Annotated in this window: 29 protein-coding genes and 1 pseudogene; 29 read left to right on the top strand and 1 reads right to left on the bottom strand. The window is 51.3% G+C overall.

The genetic code is table 11. The annotated features are described in order from the left end of the window. From tuf to bfr, 3 genes and pseudogenes are all read left to right on the top strand, one after another. Positions 1-352 (top strand): annotated as a pseudogene (gene tuf / locus HB631_RS25980) (elongation factor Tu); the annotation flags it as partial. A 173-nt stretch (positions 353-525) separates the two neighbouring features. After that, positions 526-720: a bacterioferritin-associated ferredoxin gene (bfd, locus tag HB631_RS25985; protein WP_213994079.1), complete on the top strand. Its 195-nt coding sequence runs from the start codon at positions 526-528 to the stop codon at positions 718-720. Between the two features lie 73 nt (positions 721-793). Next, positions 794-1,273, top strand: coding sequence for a bacterioferritin (gene bfr / locus HB631_RS25990; protein ID WP_213994080.1), 480 nt, complete (start codon positions 794-796; stop codon positions 1,271-1,273). Between the two features lie 121 nt (positions 1,274-1,394). Here bfr and HB631_RS27345 read toward each other — a convergent pair whose 3' ends face one another. Then, positions 1,395-2,150 carry an A24 family peptidase gene (locus HB631_RS27345; protein WP_213994081.1) on the bottom strand — a complete coding sequence of 252 codons (756 nt, stop codon included), beginning with the start codon at positions 2,148-2,150 and terminating at the stop codon, positions 1,395-1,397. Between the two features lie 535 nt (positions 2,151-2,685). Between HB631_RS27345 and rpsJ the strand changes: the two genes are divergently transcribed. The 26 genes from rpsJ to rpsD all read left to right on the top strand — a co-directional run bounded on the left by rpsJ (position 2,686) and on the right by rpsD (position 14,915). Continuing rightward, on the top strand, positions 2,686-2,997 hold the full coding sequence (gene rpsJ, locus HB631_RS26000; protein WP_001181005.1) for a 30S ribosomal protein S10: 312 nt from the start codon (positions 2,686-2,688) through the stop codon (positions 2,995-2,997). Between the two features lie 32 nt (positions 2,998-3,029). Further along, positions 3,030-3,659, top strand: a complete 630-nt coding sequence (gene rplC / locus HB631_RS26005; protein WP_213994082.1) for a 50S ribosomal protein L3 — start codon at positions 3,030-3,032, stop codon at positions 3,657-3,659. A gap of 16 nt (positions 3,660-3,675) precedes the next feature. Then, positions 3,676-4,281 carry a 50S ribosomal protein L4 gene (gene rplD / locus HB631_RS26010; RefSeq protein WP_213994083.1) on the top strand — a complete coding sequence of 202 codons (606 nt, stop codon included), beginning with the start codon at positions 3,676-3,678 and terminating at the stop codon, positions 4,279-4,281. Further along, positions 4,278-4,580: a 50S ribosomal protein L23 gene (gene rplW, locus HB631_RS26015; protein WP_213994084.1), complete on the top strand. Its 303-nt coding sequence runs from the start codon at positions 4,278-4,280 to the stop codon at positions 4,578-4,580. Before rplD ends, rplW begins: the two co-directional genes overlap by 4 nt. A 17-nt stretch (positions 4,581-4,597) precedes the next feature. After that, positions 4,598-5,419: a 50S ribosomal protein L2 gene (gene rplB / locus HB631_RS26020; RefSeq protein WP_213994085.1), complete on the top strand. Its 822-nt coding sequence runs from the start codon at positions 4,598-4,600 to the stop codon at positions 5,417-5,419. A gap of 17 nt (positions 5,420-5,436) precedes the next feature. Then, positions 5,437-5,724, top strand: a complete 288-nt coding sequence (gene rpsS, locus HB631_RS26025; RefSeq protein ID WP_213994086.1) for a 30S ribosomal protein S19 — start codon at positions 5,437-5,439, stop codon at positions 5,722-5,724. Positions 5,725-5,733: 9 nt separating this feature from the next. Next, the gene (gene rplV, locus HB631_RS26030) at positions 5,734-6,066 is read left to right on the top strand and encodes a 50S ribosomal protein L22 (protein ID WP_011412083.1); all 333 of its coding nucleotides are present in this window, start codon (positions 5,734-5,736) and stop codon (positions 6,064-6,066) included. Between the two features lie 17 nt (positions 6,067-6,083). Beyond that, positions 6,084-6,785 carry a 30S ribosomal protein S3 gene (rpsC, locus tag HB631_RS26035; RefSeq protein WP_132923659.1) on the top strand — a complete coding sequence of 234 codons (702 nt, stop codon included), beginning with the start codon at positions 6,084-6,086 and terminating at the stop codon, positions 6,783-6,785. A 12-nt stretch (positions 6,786-6,797) separates the two neighbouring features. Then, positions 6,798-7,208, top strand: a complete 411-nt coding sequence (gene rplP, locus HB631_RS26040; protein ID WP_136992538.1) for a 50S ribosomal protein L16 — start codon at positions 6,798-6,800, stop codon at positions 7,206-7,208. Next, on the top strand, positions 7,208-7,399 hold the full coding sequence (rpmC, locus tag HB631_RS26045; protein WP_213994087.1) for a 50S ribosomal protein L29: 192 nt from the start codon (positions 7,208-7,210) through the stop codon (positions 7,397-7,399). Before rplP ends, rpmC begins: the two co-directional genes overlap by 1 nt. Further along, on the top strand, positions 7,399-7,653 hold the full coding sequence (gene rpsQ / locus HB631_RS26050; RefSeq protein WP_213994088.1) for a 30S ribosomal protein S17: 255 nt from the start codon (positions 7,399-7,401) through the stop codon (positions 7,651-7,653). The genes rpmC and rpsQ overlap by 1 nt, the downstream gene beginning before the upstream one ends. A gap of 168 nt (positions 7,654-7,821) precedes the next feature. Next, positions 7,822-8,193, top strand: a complete 372-nt coding sequence (gene rplN / locus HB631_RS26055) for a 50S ribosomal protein L14 (protein WP_213994089.1) — start codon at positions 7,822-7,824, stop codon at positions 8,191-8,193. A 10-nt stretch (positions 8,194-8,203) separates the two neighbouring features. Further along, the gene (gene rplX, locus HB631_RS26060; RefSeq protein WP_132923654.1) at positions 8,204-8,518 is read left to right on the top strand and encodes a 50S ribosomal protein L24; all 315 of its coding nucleotides are present in this window, start codon (positions 8,204-8,206) and stop codon (positions 8,516-8,518) included. A 14-nt stretch (positions 8,519-8,532) separates the two neighbouring features. Beyond that, positions 8,533-9,072, top strand: a complete 540-nt coding sequence (gene rplE, locus HB631_RS26065) for a 50S ribosomal protein L5 (protein ID WP_213994090.1) — start codon at positions 8,533-8,535, stop codon at positions 9,070-9,072. Positions 9,073-9,084: 12 nt separating this feature from the next. Further along, complete coding sequence (rpsN, locus tag HB631_RS26070; protein ID WP_162368683.1) at positions 9,085-9,390, top strand: 30S ribosomal protein S14; 306 nt, start codon at positions 9,085-9,087, stop codon at positions 9,388-9,390. A gap of 33 nt (positions 9,391-9,423) precedes the next feature. Beyond that, entirely contained in the window at positions 9,424-9,816 is a 393-nt protein-coding gene (rpsH, locus tag HB631_RS26075) for a 30S ribosomal protein S8 (protein ID WP_132923651.1), read from the top strand. Positions 9,817-9,829: 13 nt separating this feature from the next. Continuing rightward, on the top strand, positions 9,830-10,363 hold the full coding sequence (rplF, locus tag HB631_RS26080) for a 50S ribosomal protein L6 (RefSeq protein ID WP_213994091.1): 534 nt from the start codon (positions 9,830-9,832) through the stop codon (positions 10,361-10,363). 9 nt (positions 10,364-10,372) lie between these two features. Then, entirely contained in the window at positions 10,373-10,726 is a 354-nt protein-coding gene (gene rplR, locus HB631_RS26085) for a 50S ribosomal protein L18 (protein WP_213994092.1), read from the top strand. A 14-nt stretch (positions 10,727-10,740) separates the two neighbouring features. Continuing rightward, a complete protein-coding gene (rpsE, locus tag HB631_RS26090; protein WP_213994093.1) occupies positions 10,741-11,244 on the top strand; it encodes a 30S ribosomal protein S5 in 504 nt (167 codons plus the stop codon). A gap of 6 nt (positions 11,245-11,250) precedes the next feature. After that, positions 11,251-11,430: a 50S ribosomal protein L30 gene (rpmD, locus tag HB631_RS26095; RefSeq protein WP_213994094.1), complete on the top strand. Its 180-nt coding sequence runs from the start codon at positions 11,251-11,253 to the stop codon at positions 11,428-11,430. Between the two features lie 3 nt (positions 11,431-11,433). Continuing rightward, entirely contained in the window at positions 11,434-11,868 is a 435-nt protein-coding gene (rplO, locus tag HB631_RS26100) for a 50S ribosomal protein L15 (RefSeq protein WP_213994095.1), read from the top strand. Positions 11,869-11,875: 7 nt separating this feature from the next. Continuing rightward, on the top strand, positions 11,876-13,207 hold the full coding sequence (secY, locus tag HB631_RS26105; protein WP_132923645.1) for a preprotein translocase subunit SecY: 1,332 nt from the start codon (positions 11,876-11,878) through the stop codon (positions 13,205-13,207). A gap of 33 nt (positions 13,208-13,240) precedes the next feature. Next, complete coding sequence (gene rpmJ, locus HB631_RS26110) at positions 13,241-13,354, top strand: 50S ribosomal protein L36 (protein ID WP_132923644.1); 114 nt, start codon at positions 13,241-13,243, stop codon at positions 13,352-13,354. 147 nt (positions 13,355-13,501) lie between these two features. Continuing rightward, on the top strand, positions 13,502-13,858 hold the full coding sequence (rpsM, locus tag HB631_RS26115) for a 30S ribosomal protein S13 (protein ID WP_213994096.1): 357 nt from the start codon (positions 13,502-13,504) through the stop codon (positions 13,856-13,858). Positions 13,859-13,874: 16 nt separating this feature from the next. Beyond that, the gene (rpsK, locus tag HB631_RS26120; RefSeq protein WP_025420689.1) at positions 13,875-14,264 is read left to right on the top strand and encodes a 30S ribosomal protein S11; all 390 of its coding nucleotides are present in this window, start codon (positions 13,875-13,877) and stop codon (positions 14,262-14,264) included. A 30-nt stretch (positions 14,265-14,294) separates the two neighbouring features. Further along, positions 14,295-14,915, top strand: coding sequence for a 30S ribosomal protein S4 (gene rpsD / locus HB631_RS26125; RefSeq protein ID WP_132923642.1), 621 nt, complete (start codon positions 14,295-14,297; stop codon positions 14,913-14,915). Positions 14,916-14,928 lie beyond the last annotated feature (13 nt).

Raw genomic sequence — 14,928 nt, forward strand, 5'->3', positions numbered from 1 at the left:
GCTGCGCGGCACCAAACGCGATGAAGTTGAACGCGGCCAGGTACTGGCTAAACCGGGCACAATCCATCCGCATACCCAGTTCGAATCAGAAGTTTATATTCTGAGCAAAGACGAAGGCGGCCGTCATACTCCGTTCTTCAAAGGCTACCGTCCTCAGTTCTACTTCCGTACCACTGACGTGACCGGTACCATCGAACTGCCGGAAGGCGTGGAAATGGTGATGCCTGGCGACAACATCAAGATGGTTGTTAACCTGATTGCCCCCATCGCCATGGACGACGGCTTGCGTTTCGCAATCCGCGAAGGCGGCCGTACCGTTGGCGCCGGCGTGGTAGCCAAGGTTATCGCTTAAGACTTTCTGTCTTGACCGAGTTGAAAATGGGCGCTTCGGCGCCCTTTTTATTTGATCGGATATCGTTAACTTGCTGGAAAATCTCAAATTTACAAAACAATTATAATTCATCTATTGAAATGACAAGCGTTCTCATTTAAATTATTCACAAGTTAGTTTAGAGAAGACGCAAAATGTACGTTTGTTTATGTAATGCGGTAAGTGATGAAGCTATCCGTGACGCTGTTAGACAGTACCAACCCGTTTCGCTTCAGGAACTTAAACAGATTGTCCCCATAGGAACCAAATGCGGTAAGTGCACCTGCAAGGCGCGGGTTATCATGGAAGATGAACTACAGATGATTATGAGTTACGAAAAAATTGCTTAATTAGTAGGGTTATTACCTTGATTTACTCTGCTTCGGTTATATTCTGTACTTAACCGTAACGGAGGAGTGGACTATGAAAGGCGATGCCCAAGTTATTACCCATCTCAATAAACTGCTCGGCAACGAGCTGGTTGCCATCAATCAGTATTTCCTGCATGCACGGATGTTCAAAAATTGGGGCCTCACGCGGCTCAATGATGTCGAATATCATGAATCCATTGATGAAATGAAGCATGCCGACCGTTATATTGAGCGCATACTTTTCCTGGAAGGGCTACCCAATCTCCAAGACCTCGGCACCCTGAACATCGGCCAGGATGTGGAAGAAATGCTTCGCTCGGACCTTAACCTTGAACTGCAAGGGGCGCAGGATCTCCGTGAAGGGATTAATTATGCCGATAGCGTCCGGGATTATGTGAGCCGCGATATGCTGATCGAAATCCTGACGGATGAAGAAGAGCATATTGATTTTCTGGAAACCGAACTGGAATTAATCACCCGCATCGGCGTTCAGAATTACCTCCAGTCACAGTTAAAAGATGCTTCGCAATAACCAGCCGGCCTGATTTTATCGCCCGCCGGTTCAATGAGCGGCATCCGGATATCCTGAGCCGAACAAACCTGGCGATTTAAGATAATCCGTTCGCAGGCCGCATCAGTTCGTAGCAGGTTTTCTACGGACTGATGTACATCACCCAGCCGGCCAACGCCAGGCAGGGGCCGAAGGGAATTTCCCCTTGCGTGCGTCCGCTTAAGGCATAAACGGCCAGCCCGCATAACGCCGCGCCGCAACATAACCCCGGCAACGCTTGCCACCCCAGCCAGGCCCCGAGGGCGGCCAGCAGTTTAATATCGCCGCCCCCCAGGCCTTCATAACCTTTTACCCGCCGAAACAGGCGCTGCATCCCCCAAAGCGCCATGCCGCCGCATATCGCCCCCAGCAACCCGTCCTTGAACGCATTTGCCTCATCCCATGCAGTGGCGTGGCTCGCTAACCCGCAGGCCAACAGCGGGCCGTTAAGCCTATCTGGCAACAGCAGGGTAAGGCAGTCGATCCAACTGAGGGTCAGCAAAAACCAGCTAAAGAACAGTCCGACGGGGAGAGTTATCTCGGGTCCGCCGATGATCAGCATGGTGGTGAACACCAGGGCGCAACTGCTTTCACAGGAGTATGCGCCGGGGAAGGGATCACGTCGTGGCGGGTTCCGGTTCGCAAACGGCCCCGGGAAACCTGCCGGTCGGAATGCCGACCAGCCGCAATCGACGCCCCGCGCGCCGGGCGGAAAAACATATGCCGTCGGGCCGAAATAGATGCTCCGCGCGCCGTATGGAAACGCCGGTGCCGGCATCAATTGCAGGATGCGCCCGGTCAGGTGCCCCATTATCACACCATACAGCGCGATTGAGACGACAAGCAGCCATTGCACCACTTCTACCCTCCCTGGTTGTGGTTTATTCTCTTGGTTTACCCTTGGAAATCCGCTTTTATCGGGCGCAAACTGCCACGGTCCACGGTCCACGGTCCACGGTCCACGGCGCGGGGCAGGGCAATACTGCCGCCCCCCGGCTACGGTGGTGTGGCCTCCTTCAGGATTGAATCATTTGACGGATAGCGTAGACTCCCCATGCGTTGAATCATGCAATACTCTCCCTGCCATGCCAAATGGTCTTGACAGTAATGGAATTCACCCCGCCTTTCGTCATATCCCGCTTGCTTCCTGAGCGTATTTGCGTATAATGCGCGGGCTTATCTCGCATAAGTAAGGAATAAGCCGGCTCACCGATAAGATGAGTTCGCGCTGGCACCATGGACACATCCGCGATATGAAGTGGATGCGAAAACGGCAAGTCAGCACACAACATCCCCGATATGGGGATAATACTGAACGATTACACTCCCCCATCAATCGAAATGGGTGCGAGGAGTAATTTTCTGCGTTTATAAATAATTGGAGCTCTGGTCTCATGCAGAACCAAAGAATCCGTATCCGTTTGAAAGCGTTTGATCATCGTTTGATCGATCAATCAACCGCGGAAATAGTCGAGACTGCCAAACGTACCGGTGCACAGGTACGTGGTCCGATCCCGCTGCCGACCCGCAAAGAGCGCTTTACCGTTCTGATTTCCCCGCACGTCAATAAAGATGCGCGCGATCAGTACGAGATCCGCACTCATAAGCGTCTGGTTGACATCGTTGAGCCAACCGAAAAAACCGTTGATGCGCTGATGCGTCTGGATCTGGCTGCTGGTGTTGATGTGCAGATCAGCCTGGGTTAATCAGGTCACCAAACGATTGAGAGGTTGAAACAATGAAGGGTTTAGTCGGTCGTAAAGTGGGCATGACTCGCATCTTCACCGAAGATGGCGTTTCTATCCCGGTAACCGTTATCGAAATCGAAGCAAACCGCGTTACCCAGGTTAAAGATCTGGACAACGACGGATACCGTGCTATTCAGGTCACAACAGGCACTAAAAAAGCCAACCGTGTCACCAAACCTGAAGCCGGCCACTTTGCTAAGGCAGGCGTAGAAGCCGGCCGCGGCCTGTGGGAATTCCGCGTCGAAGACGTTGCAGACATTGCCGCGGGTCAGAGCATCAGCGTTGAACTGTTTGCCGATGTTAAAAAAGTAGACGTTACCGGTACGTCCAAAGGTAAAGGATTCGCAGGCGTGACCAAGCGCTGGAACTTCCGTACCCAGGATGCTACCCATGGTAACTCCTTGTCCCACCGTGGCCATGGTTCAATCGGTATGAACCAGACTCCCGGTAAAGTTTTCAAGGGCAAGAAAATGGCAGGTCAGATGGGTAACGAGCGAGTCACCGTTCTCAGCCTGGACGTAGTGCGTGTTGACGTTGAACGCAACCTGCTGCTGGTCAAAGGTGCTGTTCCGGGAGCTACCGGCGGTGACCTGATCGTTAAACCGGCTGTCAAGGCGTAACGTCGAGGAGATAGGAATGGAATTGGTATTGAAAGACGCGCAAAGCGCGCTGACTGTTTCCGAAACTACCTTCGGGCGTGACTTCAATGAAGCGCTGGTACACCAGGTTGTTGTTGCTTACGCAGCAGGTGCCCGTCAAGGTACTCGCGCTCAGAAGACCCGTGCCGAAGTAACTGGTTCCGGTAAAAAACCCTGGCGTCAGAAAGGTACCGGCCGCGCACGTTCAGGTGATATTGCAAGCCCGATCTGGCGCTCCGGTGGCGTGACTTTTGCAGCAAAACCGCAAGATCACAGCCAGAAGGTTAACAAGAAGATGTACCGTGGGGCGCTGAAAAGCATCCTGTCTGAACTGGTACGTCAAGAACGTCTGATCGTTGTTGAATCATTTTCTGTCGAAGCACCTAAAACCAAGCTGCTGGTTCAGAAACTGAAAGACATGTCGCTTACAGATGTGCTGATCATTACCGGCGAACTCGATGAAAACTTGTTCCTGGCCGCGCGCAACCTCTACAAGGTAGACGTTCGCGATGTCGCAGGCATCGATCCGGTAAGCCTGATCGCCTTCGACAAAGTCGTTATGACGGCTGACGCTGTGAAGCAAGTTGAGGAGATGCTGGCATGATTCGTGAAGAACGTTTGCTGAAAGTATTGCGCGCGCCGCACGTTTCTGAAAAAGCGTCTGCAGCGATGGAAAAGCACAACACCATCGTTCTCAAGGTAGCTAAAGAAGCGACCAAAGCAGAAATAAAAGCCGCCGTGCACAAACTGTTTGAAGTCGAAGTCACTGATGTTCGCACCCTGATCGTTAAAGGGAAAACGAAGCGTCATGGACAGCGTATCGGTCGTCGTAGTGACTGGAAAAAAGCTTACGTCACCCTGAAAGAAGGCCAGAACATGGACTTCATCGGCGGCGCAGAGTAAGTCGGAGGAGAAGAACAATGGCAATTGTTAAATGTAAACCGACATCTCCGGGTCGTCGCCACGTAGTTAAAGTGGTCAACCCTGAGCTGCACAAGGGCAAGCCTTATGGCCCGTTGGTGGAAAAACTCACTAAATCCGGTGGACGTAACAACAATGGCCGTATCACTACGCGCCATATCGGTGGTGGTCATAAACAACAGTACCGTGTTGTCGACTTTAAACGCGATAAAGACGGTATCCCGGCAATCGTAGAACGCCTGGAATATGATCCGAACCGTTCCGCCAACATCGCCTTGGTTTTATACAAAGACGGTGAACGTCGTTACGTGCTGGCGCCGAAAGGCTTGAAAGCCGGCGATCAAATACAATCTGGCGTCGATGCGGCCATCAAAGCCGGCAACACGCTGCCTATGCGCAATATTCCGGTGGGTTCCACTGTCCACAACGTGGAAATGAAACCGGGAAAAGGCGGCCAGTTGGCACGTTCTGCCGGTGCCTATGTTCAGATCGTTGCTCGTGACGGTGCTTATGTCACGCTGCGTCTTCGCTCCGGCGAAATGCGCAAAGTACAGTCTGAATGTCGGGCGACCATGGGTGAAGTAGGTAATGCCGAACACATGTTGCGTGTACTGGGTAAAGCCGGTGCAACACGTTGGCGCGGTATTCGTCCGACCGTTCGCGGTACGGCGATGAACCCGGTGGATCACCCGCATGGTGGTGGTGAAGGTCGTAACTTTGGTAAGCACCCGGTCAGTCCTTGGGGCCTGCAGACCAAAGGTAAGAAGACCCGCAGTAATAAGCGTACTGATAAGTTCATCGTACGTCGCCGTAGTAAATAATTATTAGAGGATAAGCCATGCCACGTTCTCTCAAGAAAGGTCCATTCATAGACCTGCACTTGCTGAAGAAGGTAGAGAAAGCGGTGGAAAGCGGTGACAAGAAGCCTATACGCACTTGGTCCCGTCGTTCAACGATCTTTCCAACAATGATCGGTTTGACCATCGCTGTCCATAATGGTCGTCAGCACGTACCGGTGTTTGTTTCCGATGAAATGGTCGGTCATAAACTGGGTGAATTCGCGCCGACGCGTACTTATCGCGGTCATGCGGCCGATAGAAAGGCTAAAAAAGCCGTAGCAAGGTAGGAGGAAGAGATGGAAACTATCGCTCAACATCGCCACGCTCGTTCTTCTGCTCAGAAGGTTCGCCTGGTGGCTGACCTGATCCGCGGTAAGAAAGTGTCGCAAGCTCTGGAAGTTTTGACCTACACCAACAAAAAAGCTGCTGGCCTGGTTAAAAAAGTACTGGAGTCTGCCATTGCTAACGCTGAACACAACGATGGCGCAGATATCGATGATCTGAAAGTCGCGAAGATTTTCGTCGACGCCGGCCCCAGCATGAAGCGCATCATGCCTCGTGCAAAAGGTCGGGCGGATCGCATCCTGAAGCGCACCAGCCACATCACTGTGGTTGTGTCCGATCGCTGAGACTCTGGAGACTAGCAATGGGTCAGAAAGTACATCCTAATGGTATTCGCCTGGGTATTGTCAAACCTTGGAACTCTACCTGGTACGCGAATACCAAAGAATTCGCTGATAACCTGGACAGCGATTTTAAAGTTCGCCAATTCCTGACCAAGGAATTGGAGAAGGCTTCCGTTTCTCGCATCGTTATCGAGCGTCCGGCCAAAAGCATCCGTGTGACTATTCACACCGCTCGTCCGGGCATCGTTATCGGCCAGAAAGGTGAAGACGTAGAAAAACTGCGGAAGGTCGTGGCGGATATCGCCGGCGTACCGGCGCAGATTATTATTGCCGAAATCCGTAAACCGGAACTGGACGCCAAACTGGTGGCTGACAGCATCTCTTCACAGCTGAAACGTCGTGTTATGTTCCGTCGAGCTATGAAGCGTGCCGTACAGAATGCCATGCGTCTGGGCGCCAAGGGGATTAAGGTGGAAGTCAGCGGCCGTCTCGGCGGGGCTGAAATCGCACGTACCGAATGGTACCGTGAAGGTCGTGTTCCGTTGCATACCCTGCGTGCGGATATCGACTATAACACCTCCGAAGCGCGCACCACTTATGGTGTCATCGGCGTAAAAGTGTGGATCTTCAAAGGTGAGATTCTGGGTGGTATGGCTGCCGTTGAACAACCGGAAATCCCGGCTGCTCGACCTAAAAAGCAGCAGCGTAAAGGCCGCAAGTAAGGAGAGTCGCTGATGTTACAACCAAAGCGTACAAAATTCCGTAAGATGCACAAGGGCCGTAACCGTGGTCTGGCTGCGGGCACGGATGTTAGCTTCGGGACTTTCGGTCTGAAAGCTGTTGGCCGTGGTCGTCTGACTGCCCGTCAAATCGAAGCTGCGCGTCGTGCAATGACGCGTGCAGTTAAGCGTCAAGGTAAGATCTGGATCCGTATTTTCCCGGACAAACCGATCACCGAAAAGCCGCTTGAAGTGCGTATGGGTAAAGGTAAAGGCAACGTGGAATATTGGGTTGCCTTGATTCAACCGGGAAAAGTCCTGTATGAAATGGACGGTGTTCCGGAAGAAGTTGCCCGCGAAGCATTTCAGCTGGCAGCAGCGAAACTGCCGATTAAAACCACCTTTGTAACTAAGACGGTGATGTAATGAAAGCAAAAGAGCTGCGTGAAAAAAGCGTTGAAGAGTTGAACGCCGAGCTGCTGAATCTGCTGCGTGAGCAGTTTAACCTGCGCATGCAGGCGGCAAGCGGGCAACTGCAACAGTCTCATCTGTTGTTGCAAGTGCGTCGCAATGTTGCGCGCGTGAAAACCTTAATGACTGAGAAGGCGGGTGCGTAATGAGTGACAAGATCCGTACTCTGCAAGGTCGTGTGGTCAGCGACAAAATGGAGAAATCCATCGTTGTGGCCATCGAACGTTTTGTGAAACACCCGATTTACGGCAAATTCATCAAGCGTACGACCAAGCTGCACGTACACGACGAGAGCAATGTAAGCGCAACCGGCGACATCGTTGAAATCAGCGAATGCCGTCCGATTTCCAAGACAAAGTCCTGGACACTTGTTCGCGTTGTAGAGAAAGCGATTCTGTAATACAGTAAGCGCCCTCAAAACAAGTAAACGGCTCAGAGCACGAGCCGTTTATTTTTTCTACCCATTACCTAGGTGCGGTGTTATAATGCTGCGCCCTGTATTATGGGGTTTTTTTTAACGACCTGAAACAGGTCCTAAAGTTGTAGTTGACATTAGCGGAGCACTAACATGATCCAAGAACAGACTATGCTGAACGTGGCCGACAACTCCGGCGCACGTCGCGTAATGTGTATCAAGGTTCTAGGTGGCTCGCACCGTCGCTACGCAGGCGTCGGCGACATCATCAAAATTACCATCAAGGAAGCAATTCCTCGTGGCAAAGTAAAAAAAGGTGATGTCCTGAAGGCGGTAGTGGTGCGCACCAAGAAGGGTGTCCGTCGCCCTGACGGTTCTGTCGTTCGCTTCGATGGTAATGCTTGTGTTTTGTTGAATAACAATAGTGAGCAACCTATCGGTACACGTATTTTTGGGCCGGTAACTCGTGAACTGCGTAACGAAAAGTTCATGAAAATTATTTCCCTGGCACCAGAAGTACTTTAAGGAGCGAATCATGGCAGCGAAAATCCGTCGTGATGACGAAGTTATCGTGCTGACCGGCAAAGATAAAGGTAAGCGCGGTAAAGTAAAGAATGTCCTGTCTACGGGCAAAGCCATTGTTGAAGGTATAAACCTGGTCAAGAAACATCAAAAACCAGTTCCGGCTACGAACCAGCCGGGCGGCATTGTTGAACAGGAAGCGGCAATTCAGCTTTCCAACATTGCCATCTTCAACGGGGCTGCCAATAAGGCGGACCGTGTAGGCTTTAAGATTGAAGACGGCAAAAAAGTCCGTATTTTCAAATCTAACGGCGAAACTATTAAGTAACTTGGAGTAGTACGATGGCGAAACTGCATGATTACTACAAAGACGAAGTGGTCGAGAAGTTAATGAAAGAATTCGACTATCATTCTGTCATGCAAGTCCCTCGGGTCGAGAAGATCACCCTGAACATGGGTGTGGGTGAAGCGATTGCTGATAAAAAATTGCTGGATAATGCTGCCAACGATTTAGCAGCGATTTCTGGTCAAAAACCGCTTATCACCAAGGCACGCAGATCCGTTGCGGGCTTCAAAATCCGTCAGGGCTATCCGATCGGCTGTAAAGTAACCCTGCGTGGTGAACGCATGTGGGAATTCTTTGAGCGACTGATATCCATTGCTGTACCGCGTATCCGTGACTTCCGTGGCTTGTCCACCAAGTCATTCGATGGCCGCGGTAACTACAGCATGGGCGTGCGTGAGCAGATCATCTTCCCGGAAATCGATTATGATAAAGTCGATCGCGTTCGTGGTTTGGATATTACCATCACCACTACTGCGAAATCCGATGATGAAGGTCGTGCACTATTGGACGCCTTTAACTTCCCATTCCGCAAGTAAGGCAGGGTTCTAATGGCTAAGCAATCCATGAAAGCACGCGAAGTCAAGCGCGTGAAATTAGCTGAAAAATTCTTCGCAAAACGCGCTGAACTTAAAACCATCATCTCGAGCGTGAATTCTTCTGATGAAGAGCGTTGGGATGCGGTTCTCAAGCTGCAGACTCTGCCGCGTGATTCCAGCCCGTCTCGTCAGCGTAACCGCTGCCGCCAAACTGGTCGTCCGCACGCTTTCCTGCGGAAATTCGGGTTGAGCCGTATCAAGGTCCGTGAAACTGCCATGCGCGGTGAGATCCCGGGTCTTAGAAAGGCTAGCTGGTAATTGTCACCAATTGAATCACGGGAGTAAAGACAGATGAGCATGCAAGATCCGATCGCGGATATGCTGACCCGTATCCGCAACGGTCAAACCGCGAACAAAACAGCGGTCTCCATGCCTTCCTCCAAGCTTAAAGTGGCAATCGCCCATTTGCTGAAAGAAGAAGGCTTTATTGAAGATTATAAAATTGAAGGCGACACCAAGCCTACGTTGGAATTGGAACTCAAGTACTTCCAAGGTAAGCCTGTGGTAGAAACCATTCAGCGTATCAGCCGCCCTGGTCTGCGTATCTATAAGAAAAAAGATGCGCTGCCGAAAGTTATGGCCGGTTTGGGTATAGCGGTTGTTTCCACCTCTAAAGGTGTCATGACTGATCGTGCGGCTCGCCAGGCTGGTCTTGGTGGCGAGATTATCTGCTACGTAGCTTAATCGGGAGGAAAACATGTCTCGTGTTGCAAAAGCACATGTCGTAGTTCCTGCCGGCGTAGAGATAAAACTCGACGGTCAGAACATTACGATTAAAGGTAAAAACGGCGAGCTGAGCCGTACTATCCACGACGCCGTTCATGTTAACTATGCGGACAATAATCTGACGTTTGTGCCCCGTGAAGGCGCAGCGAACGGTTGGGCTCTGGCGGGTACTACCCGTGCATTGTTGCATGCAATGATTGTCGGTGTTACTGAAGGCTTCACCAAGAAGCTGCAGCTGGTAGGCGTAGGTTATCGTGCCGCGGTAAAAGGCAATGTGGTGAATTTGGCCCTTGGCTATTCACACCCCATTGACCATGTTTTACCGGCAGGCATCACCGCCGAATGTCCAAGTCAGACTGAAATCGTGCTGAAAGGCGCTGATAAGCAGGCTGTTGGGCAGATCGCGGCTGATTTGCGAGCCTATCGTCGTCCTGAGCCTTACAAAGGCAAGGGTGTCCGTTACGCCGACGAAGTCGTGCGTACCAAAGAGGCTAAGAAAAAGTAAGGTAACACTATGGATAAGAAAGCAGCTCGTATCCGTCGTGCGACCCGCGCACGCCGCAAGCTCCATGAACTGGGCGCTACCCGCCTGGTTATACATCGTACCCCGCGCCATATTTATGCGCAGGTCATTGCCCCGAACGGTTCTGAAGTATTGGTAGCCGCTTCTACTGTAGAAAAAGCTATCGCGGAGCAATTAAAGGGTACCGGTAATAAAGATGCCGCCACCGCCGTGGGTAAAACCATTGCCGAACGCGCTCTGGAAAAAGGCATCAAGATCGTGGCCTTTGACCGTTCCGGATTCCAATATCATGGTCGTGTCCAGGCACTGGCAGATGCTGCCCGTGAAGCTGGCCTTCAGTTCTAAGGTAGGGGTGTAAGATGTCACAACACACTGAGAAGCAAGCTGGCGAACTGCAGGAAAAGCTGATCGCGGTAAATCGCGTATCTAAAACCGTAAAAGGTGGCCGTATTTTTAGTTTTACCGCCCTGACAGTGGTCGGTGATGGTAACGGTCGCGTAGGTTTTGGTTACGGCAAAGCACGCGAAGTTCCGGCAGCAATCCAGAAAGCGATGGAAAAAGCCCGTCGCAATATGTTGAATGTCGCGCTGAACAGCGGCACCCTGCAGCACCCGGTTAAAGGTGCTCACACGGGTTCGCGGGTGTTCATGATGCCGGCTTCACAAGGTACCGGTATTATCGCCGGTGGTGCAATGCGCGCCGTCCTGGAAGTCGCTGGGGTCCACAACGTATTAGCAAAGACTTATGGTTCCACTAACCCGATTAACGTGGTTCGTGCAACTATCGATGCCCTTGCTAACATGAAGTCCCCCGAAATGGTCGCTGCCAAGCGTGGTAAATCCGTTGAAGAAATTCTGGGGTAATTGACCATGGCACAGATGATTAAAATCACACAGACTCGCAGTTCCATCGGTCGTCTGCCGAAACACAGGGCAACTCTGGTTGGCTTGGGCCTGCGTCGCATTGGTCACACCGTTGAGCGCGAGGATACTCCTGCGATACGCGGTATGGTCAATTTGGTTTCCTACATGGTCAAAGTTGAGGAGTAAGAGATGCGCTTAAATACTCTGTCTCCGGCTGAGGGTTCCAAACACGCGCCAAGGCGTGTTGGCCGTGGTATCGGTTCCGGTCTGGGTAAAACCGGCGGACGCGGTGTCAAAGGTCAGAAATCTCGTTCTGGCGGTGGTGTGCGTCGCGGTTTCGAAGGCGGCCAGATGCCATTGTATCGTCGTCTGCCGAAATTCGGCTTCACTTCACGCAAAGCGGCGATCACGGCGGAAGTTCGCCTGTCCGAGCTGGCGAAAGTGGACGGCGAGGTCATCGATCTGAATACGCTGAAAGCCGCTAACGTTGTTGGCACCCAGATTGAGTTCGCGAAGGTCATGCTTTCCGGCGAAATCAATCGCGCAGTAACCCTGCGCGGACTGCGTGTCACCAAAGGGGCTCGTGCTGCGATCGAAGCCGCCGGCGGTAAAATTGAGGAATAAGTAGCAGATGGCCAAACAACCAGGATTAGACTTTCAAAGTGCTAAAGGTGGGTTAGGCGAATTGAGACGCAGGCTTTTGTTTGTGGTCGGCGCTCTGATTGTCTTCCGTATCGGCTCTTTTATTCCGATTCCTGGTATCGATGCCGCTGTGCTTGCGAAATTGCTCGAACAGCAAAGAGGCACCATCATTGAAATGTTCAACATGTTCTCTGGTGGTGCGCTCAGCCGTGCTTCTATCTTCGCGTTGGGGATCATGCCGTATATTTCGGCATCGATCATCATTCAGCTGCTGACCGTCGTTCACCCGGCGCTGGCGGAGATTAAAAAAGAGGGTGAGGCTGGTCGTCGTAAAATCAGCCAGTACACCCGCTATGGCACGCTGGTATTGGGTATTTTTCAGTCGATCGGTATTGCTACCGGTTTGCCGAATATGCCCGGGATGCAAGGCTTGGTGTATAATCCGGGCTTCGCGTTTTACTTTACCGCTGTAGTGAGCCTGGTCACCGGGACAATGTTCCTGATGTGGTTGGGCGAGCAGATAACTGAACGGGGTATCGGCAACGGTATTTCCATCATTATCTTTGCCGGTATCGTTGCGGGTCTCCCGCCGGCCATCGGCCATACCATTGAGCAAGCTCGACAAGGCGACATGCACTTCCTCGTGTTGCTATTGATTGTGGTTCTCGTATTTGCAGTGACGTTTTTTGTTGTTTTTGTTGAGCGTGGTCAGCGGCGTATTGTCGTTAACTATGCCAAACGCCAGCAAGGGCGTCGTGTTTATGCGGCACAAAGTACACATTTGCCGTTGAAGGTGAATATGGCCGGTGTCATTCCTGCTATCTTCGCCTCCAGTATCATCCTGTTTCCGGCCACGATTGCATCATGGTTCGGCGGCGGTACCGGTTGGGGTTGGTTGACAGCTATTTCATTGTATTTACAGCCTGGACAACCGCTTTATGTGTTACTCTATGCGTCTGCAATCATATTCTTCTGTTTCTTCTACACGGCATTGGTGTTTAACCCGCGCGAGACAGCAGATAACCTGAAGAAGTCCGGTGCATTTGTACCAGGCATTCGTCCGGGAGAGCAAACGGCTAAATATATTGATAAAGTAATGACCCGTCTGACCCTGGTCGGGGCAATGTATATTACCTTTATCTGCCTTATCCCGGAGTTCATGCGTGACGCAATGAAAGTTCCCTTCTATTTTGGGGGCACATCTTTATTGATTGTCGTTGTGGTTATCATGGACTTTATGGCTCAAGTGCAGACTCTGATGATGTCAAGTCAATATGAGTCGGCATTGAAGAAAGCGAACCTTAAAGGCTATAACCGCTGATTTGGTAAGCTTGCGAAGTTACGGAGAGGAAAAATGAAAGTTCGTGCTTCCGTCAAGAAGTTGTGTCGTAACTGCAAGATTGTAAGACGCCACGGTGTCGTACGTGTGATTTGCAGTGAGCCAAAGCATAAACAACGCCAAGGCTGAAAATTCCGGCATTTTTTTCTTGCAAAGTTGGGTTGAGCTGGCTAGATTAGCCAGCCAATCTTTTGTATATCAACGCAACATTGTTTGAGTATCCTGAAAACGGGCTTTTCAGAATGGTGTTGCCGTTTACATTTTTAGGAGTGCATAGTGGCCCGTATAGCAGGCATTAACATTCCTGATCAGAAACATGCCGTGATTGCCTTAACCGCCATCTACGGTATCGGTAAAACCCGTTCGCAATCCATTTGTGAAAGTGCGGGCATAGCTGAACATGTTAAGATCAGTGAGCTGTCTGAAGAGCAGATCGACACGCTGCGTGAAGCAGTTGCTAAATTTGTGGTCGAAGGTGATTTGCGCCGTGAAGTTACCCTGAGCATCAAGCGTCTTATGGACCTTGGTACTTATCGTGGTTTGCGTCATCGTCGTGGTCTTCCCGTGCGCGGTCAGCGTACTAAGACCAACGCCCGTACCCGTAAGGGTCCGCGTAAACCGATCAAGAAATAATCGGGGTGATTAAATAATGGCTAAGGCACCTATTCGTGCACGCAAGCGTGTTAAAAAGCAAGTTTCAGATGGTGTGGCTCATATCCATGCGTCTTTCAACAATACCATCGTAACTATTACCGATCGTCAGGGTAATGCGTTGGGTTGGGCGACGGCCGGTGGTTCCGGTTTCCGTGGTTCTCGTAAGTCTACTCCGTTTGCCGCACAGGTTGCAGCAGAGCGTTGCGCTGAAGCAGTGAAAGAGTATGGCATCAAGAATCTGGAAGTTATGGTTAAAGGACCTGGTCCGGGCCGTGAGTCTACCGTTCGCGCGTTGAACGCGGCTGGTTTTCGCATCACTAACATTACTGATGTGACTCCGATCCCCCATAACGGTTGTCGTCCGCCTAAAAAGCGCCGCGTATAACGCCGCTTTTAGGTTAGTTGGAGAAAGAAAATGGCAAGATATTTGGGTCCTAAGCTCAAGCTGAGCCGTCGTGAGGGCACCGACCTGTTCCTAAAGTCAGGTGTTCGAGCGATCGATACCAAAGGCAAGATTGAACAGCCCCCTGGACAGCATGGTGCGCGTAAGCCGCGTCTGTCCGATTACGGGGTGCAGTTGCGTGAAAAACAAAAAGTTCGTCGTATTTATGGCGTTCTGGAACGTCAGTTCCGCAACTATTACAAAGAAGCAGCGCGTCTCAAAGGCAATACCGGTGAAAACCTGTTGCAGTTGCTCGAAGGCCGTCTGGACAACGTTGTTTACCGTATGGGTTTCGGTGCCACTCGCGCTGAATCACGTCAATTGGTCAGCCACAAGGCGATCATGGTGAACGGCCGTGTTGTCAACATCGCTTCTTACCAGGTTACTCCGAATGACGTTGTTAGCATCCGTGAGAAAGCGAAAAAGCAATCCCGTGTTCGTGCCTCATTGGAACTGGCTGAACAGCGTGAAAAGCCGACCTGGCTTGAAGTTGACGCTGCTAAGATGGAAGGGGTGTTCAAGCGCATTCCAGAACGTACCGATCTGTCTGCGGACATTAATGAACACCTGATAGTCGAGCTTTACTCCAAGTAAGGCTTAGTACCAA

The organism is Sodalis sp. dw_96 (assembly GCF_018449575.1).
GTDB lineage: Bacteria > Pseudomonadota > Gammaproteobacteria > Enterobacterales > Enterobacteriaceae > Acerihabitans.

What these genes read in the sequence shown, in the direction of transcription:
- bfd (WP_213994079.1), top strand. Translation starts at nt 526, where the DNA reads ATGTACGTTTGTTTATGTAATGCGGTAAGTGATGAAGCTATCCGTGAC.
- bfr (WP_213994080.1), top strand. Translation starts at nt 794, where the DNA reads ATGAAAGGCGATGCCCAAGTTATTACCCATCTCAATAAACTGCTCGGC.
- rpsJ (WP_001181005.1), top strand. Translation starts at nt 2,686, where the DNA reads ATGCAGAACCAAAGAATCCGTATCCGTTTGAAAGCGTTTGATCATCGT.
- rplC (WP_213994082.1), top strand. Translation starts at nt 3,030, where the DNA reads ATGAAGGGTTTAGTCGGTCGTAAAGTGGGCATGACTCGCATCTTCACC.
- rplD (WP_213994083.1), top strand. Translation starts at nt 3,676, where the DNA reads ATGGAATTGGTATTGAAAGACGCGCAAAGCGCGCTGACTGTTTCCGAA.
- rplW (WP_213994084.1), top strand. Translation starts at nt 4,278, where the DNA reads ATGATTCGTGAAGAACGTTTGCTGAAAGTATTGCGCGCGCCGCACGTT.
- rplB (WP_213994085.1), top strand. Translation starts at nt 4,598, where the DNA reads ATGGCAATTGTTAAATGTAAACCGACATCTCCGGGTCGTCGCCACGTA.
- rpsS (WP_213994086.1), top strand. Translation starts at nt 5,437, where the DNA reads ATGCCACGTTCTCTCAAGAAAGGTCCATTCATAGACCTGCACTTGCTG.
- rplV (WP_011412083.1), top strand. Translation starts at nt 5,734, where the DNA reads ATGGAAACTATCGCTCAACATCGCCACGCTCGTTCTTCTGCTCAGAAG.
- rpsC (WP_132923659.1), top strand. Translation starts at nt 6,084, where the DNA reads ATGGGTCAGAAAGTACATCCTAATGGTATTCGCCTGGGTATTGTCAAA.
- rplP (WP_136992538.1), top strand. Translation starts at nt 6,798, where the DNA reads ATGTTACAACCAAAGCGTACAAAATTCCGTAAGATGCACAAGGGCCGT.
- rpmC (WP_213994087.1), top strand. Translation starts at nt 7,208, where the DNA reads ATGAAAGCAAAAGAGCTGCGTGAAAAAAGCGTTGAAGAGTTGAACGCC.
- rpsQ (WP_213994088.1), top strand. Translation starts at nt 7,399, where the DNA reads ATGAGTGACAAGATCCGTACTCTGCAAGGTCGTGTGGTCAGCGACAAA.
- rplN (WP_213994089.1), top strand. Translation starts at nt 7,822, where the DNA reads ATGATCCAAGAACAGACTATGCTGAACGTGGCCGACAACTCCGGCGCA.
- rplX (WP_132923654.1), top strand. Translation starts at nt 8,204, where the DNA reads ATGGCAGCGAAAATCCGTCGTGATGACGAAGTTATCGTGCTGACCGGC.
- rplE (WP_213994090.1), top strand. Translation starts at nt 8,533, where the DNA reads ATGGCGAAACTGCATGATTACTACAAAGACGAAGTGGTCGAGAAGTTA.
- rpsN (WP_162368683.1), top strand. Translation starts at nt 9,085, where the DNA reads ATGGCTAAGCAATCCATGAAAGCACGCGAAGTCAAGCGCGTGAAATTA.
- rpsH (WP_132923651.1), top strand. Translation starts at nt 9,424, where the DNA reads ATGAGCATGCAAGATCCGATCGCGGATATGCTGACCCGTATCCGCAAC.
- rplF (WP_213994091.1), top strand. Translation starts at nt 9,830, where the DNA reads ATGTCTCGTGTTGCAAAAGCACATGTCGTAGTTCCTGCCGGCGTAGAG.
- rplR (WP_213994092.1), top strand. Translation starts at nt 10,373, where the DNA reads ATGGATAAGAAAGCAGCTCGTATCCGTCGTGCGACCCGCGCACGCCGC.
- rpsE (WP_213994093.1), top strand. Translation starts at nt 10,741, where the DNA reads ATGTCACAACACACTGAGAAGCAAGCTGGCGAACTGCAGGAAAAGCTG.
- rpmD (WP_213994094.1), top strand. Translation starts at nt 11,251, where the DNA reads ATGGCACAGATGATTAAAATCACACAGACTCGCAGTTCCATCGGTCGT.
- rplO (WP_213994095.1), top strand. Translation starts at nt 11,434, where the DNA reads ATGCGCTTAAATACTCTGTCTCCGGCTGAGGGTTCCAAACACGCGCCA.
- secY (WP_132923645.1), top strand. Translation starts at nt 11,876, where the DNA reads ATGGCCAAACAACCAGGATTAGACTTTCAAAGTGCTAAAGGTGGGTTA.
- rpmJ (WP_132923644.1), top strand. Translation starts at nt 13,241, where the DNA reads ATGAAAGTTCGTGCTTCCGTCAAGAAGTTGTGTCGTAACTGCAAGATT.
- rpsK (WP_025420689.1), top strand. Translation starts at nt 13,875, where the DNA reads ATGGCTAAGGCACCTATTCGTGCACGCAAGCGTGTTAAAAAGCAAGTT.
- rpsD (WP_132923642.1), top strand. Translation starts at nt 14,295, where the DNA reads ATGGCAAGATATTTGGGTCCTAAGCTCAAGCTGAGCCGTCGTGAGGGC.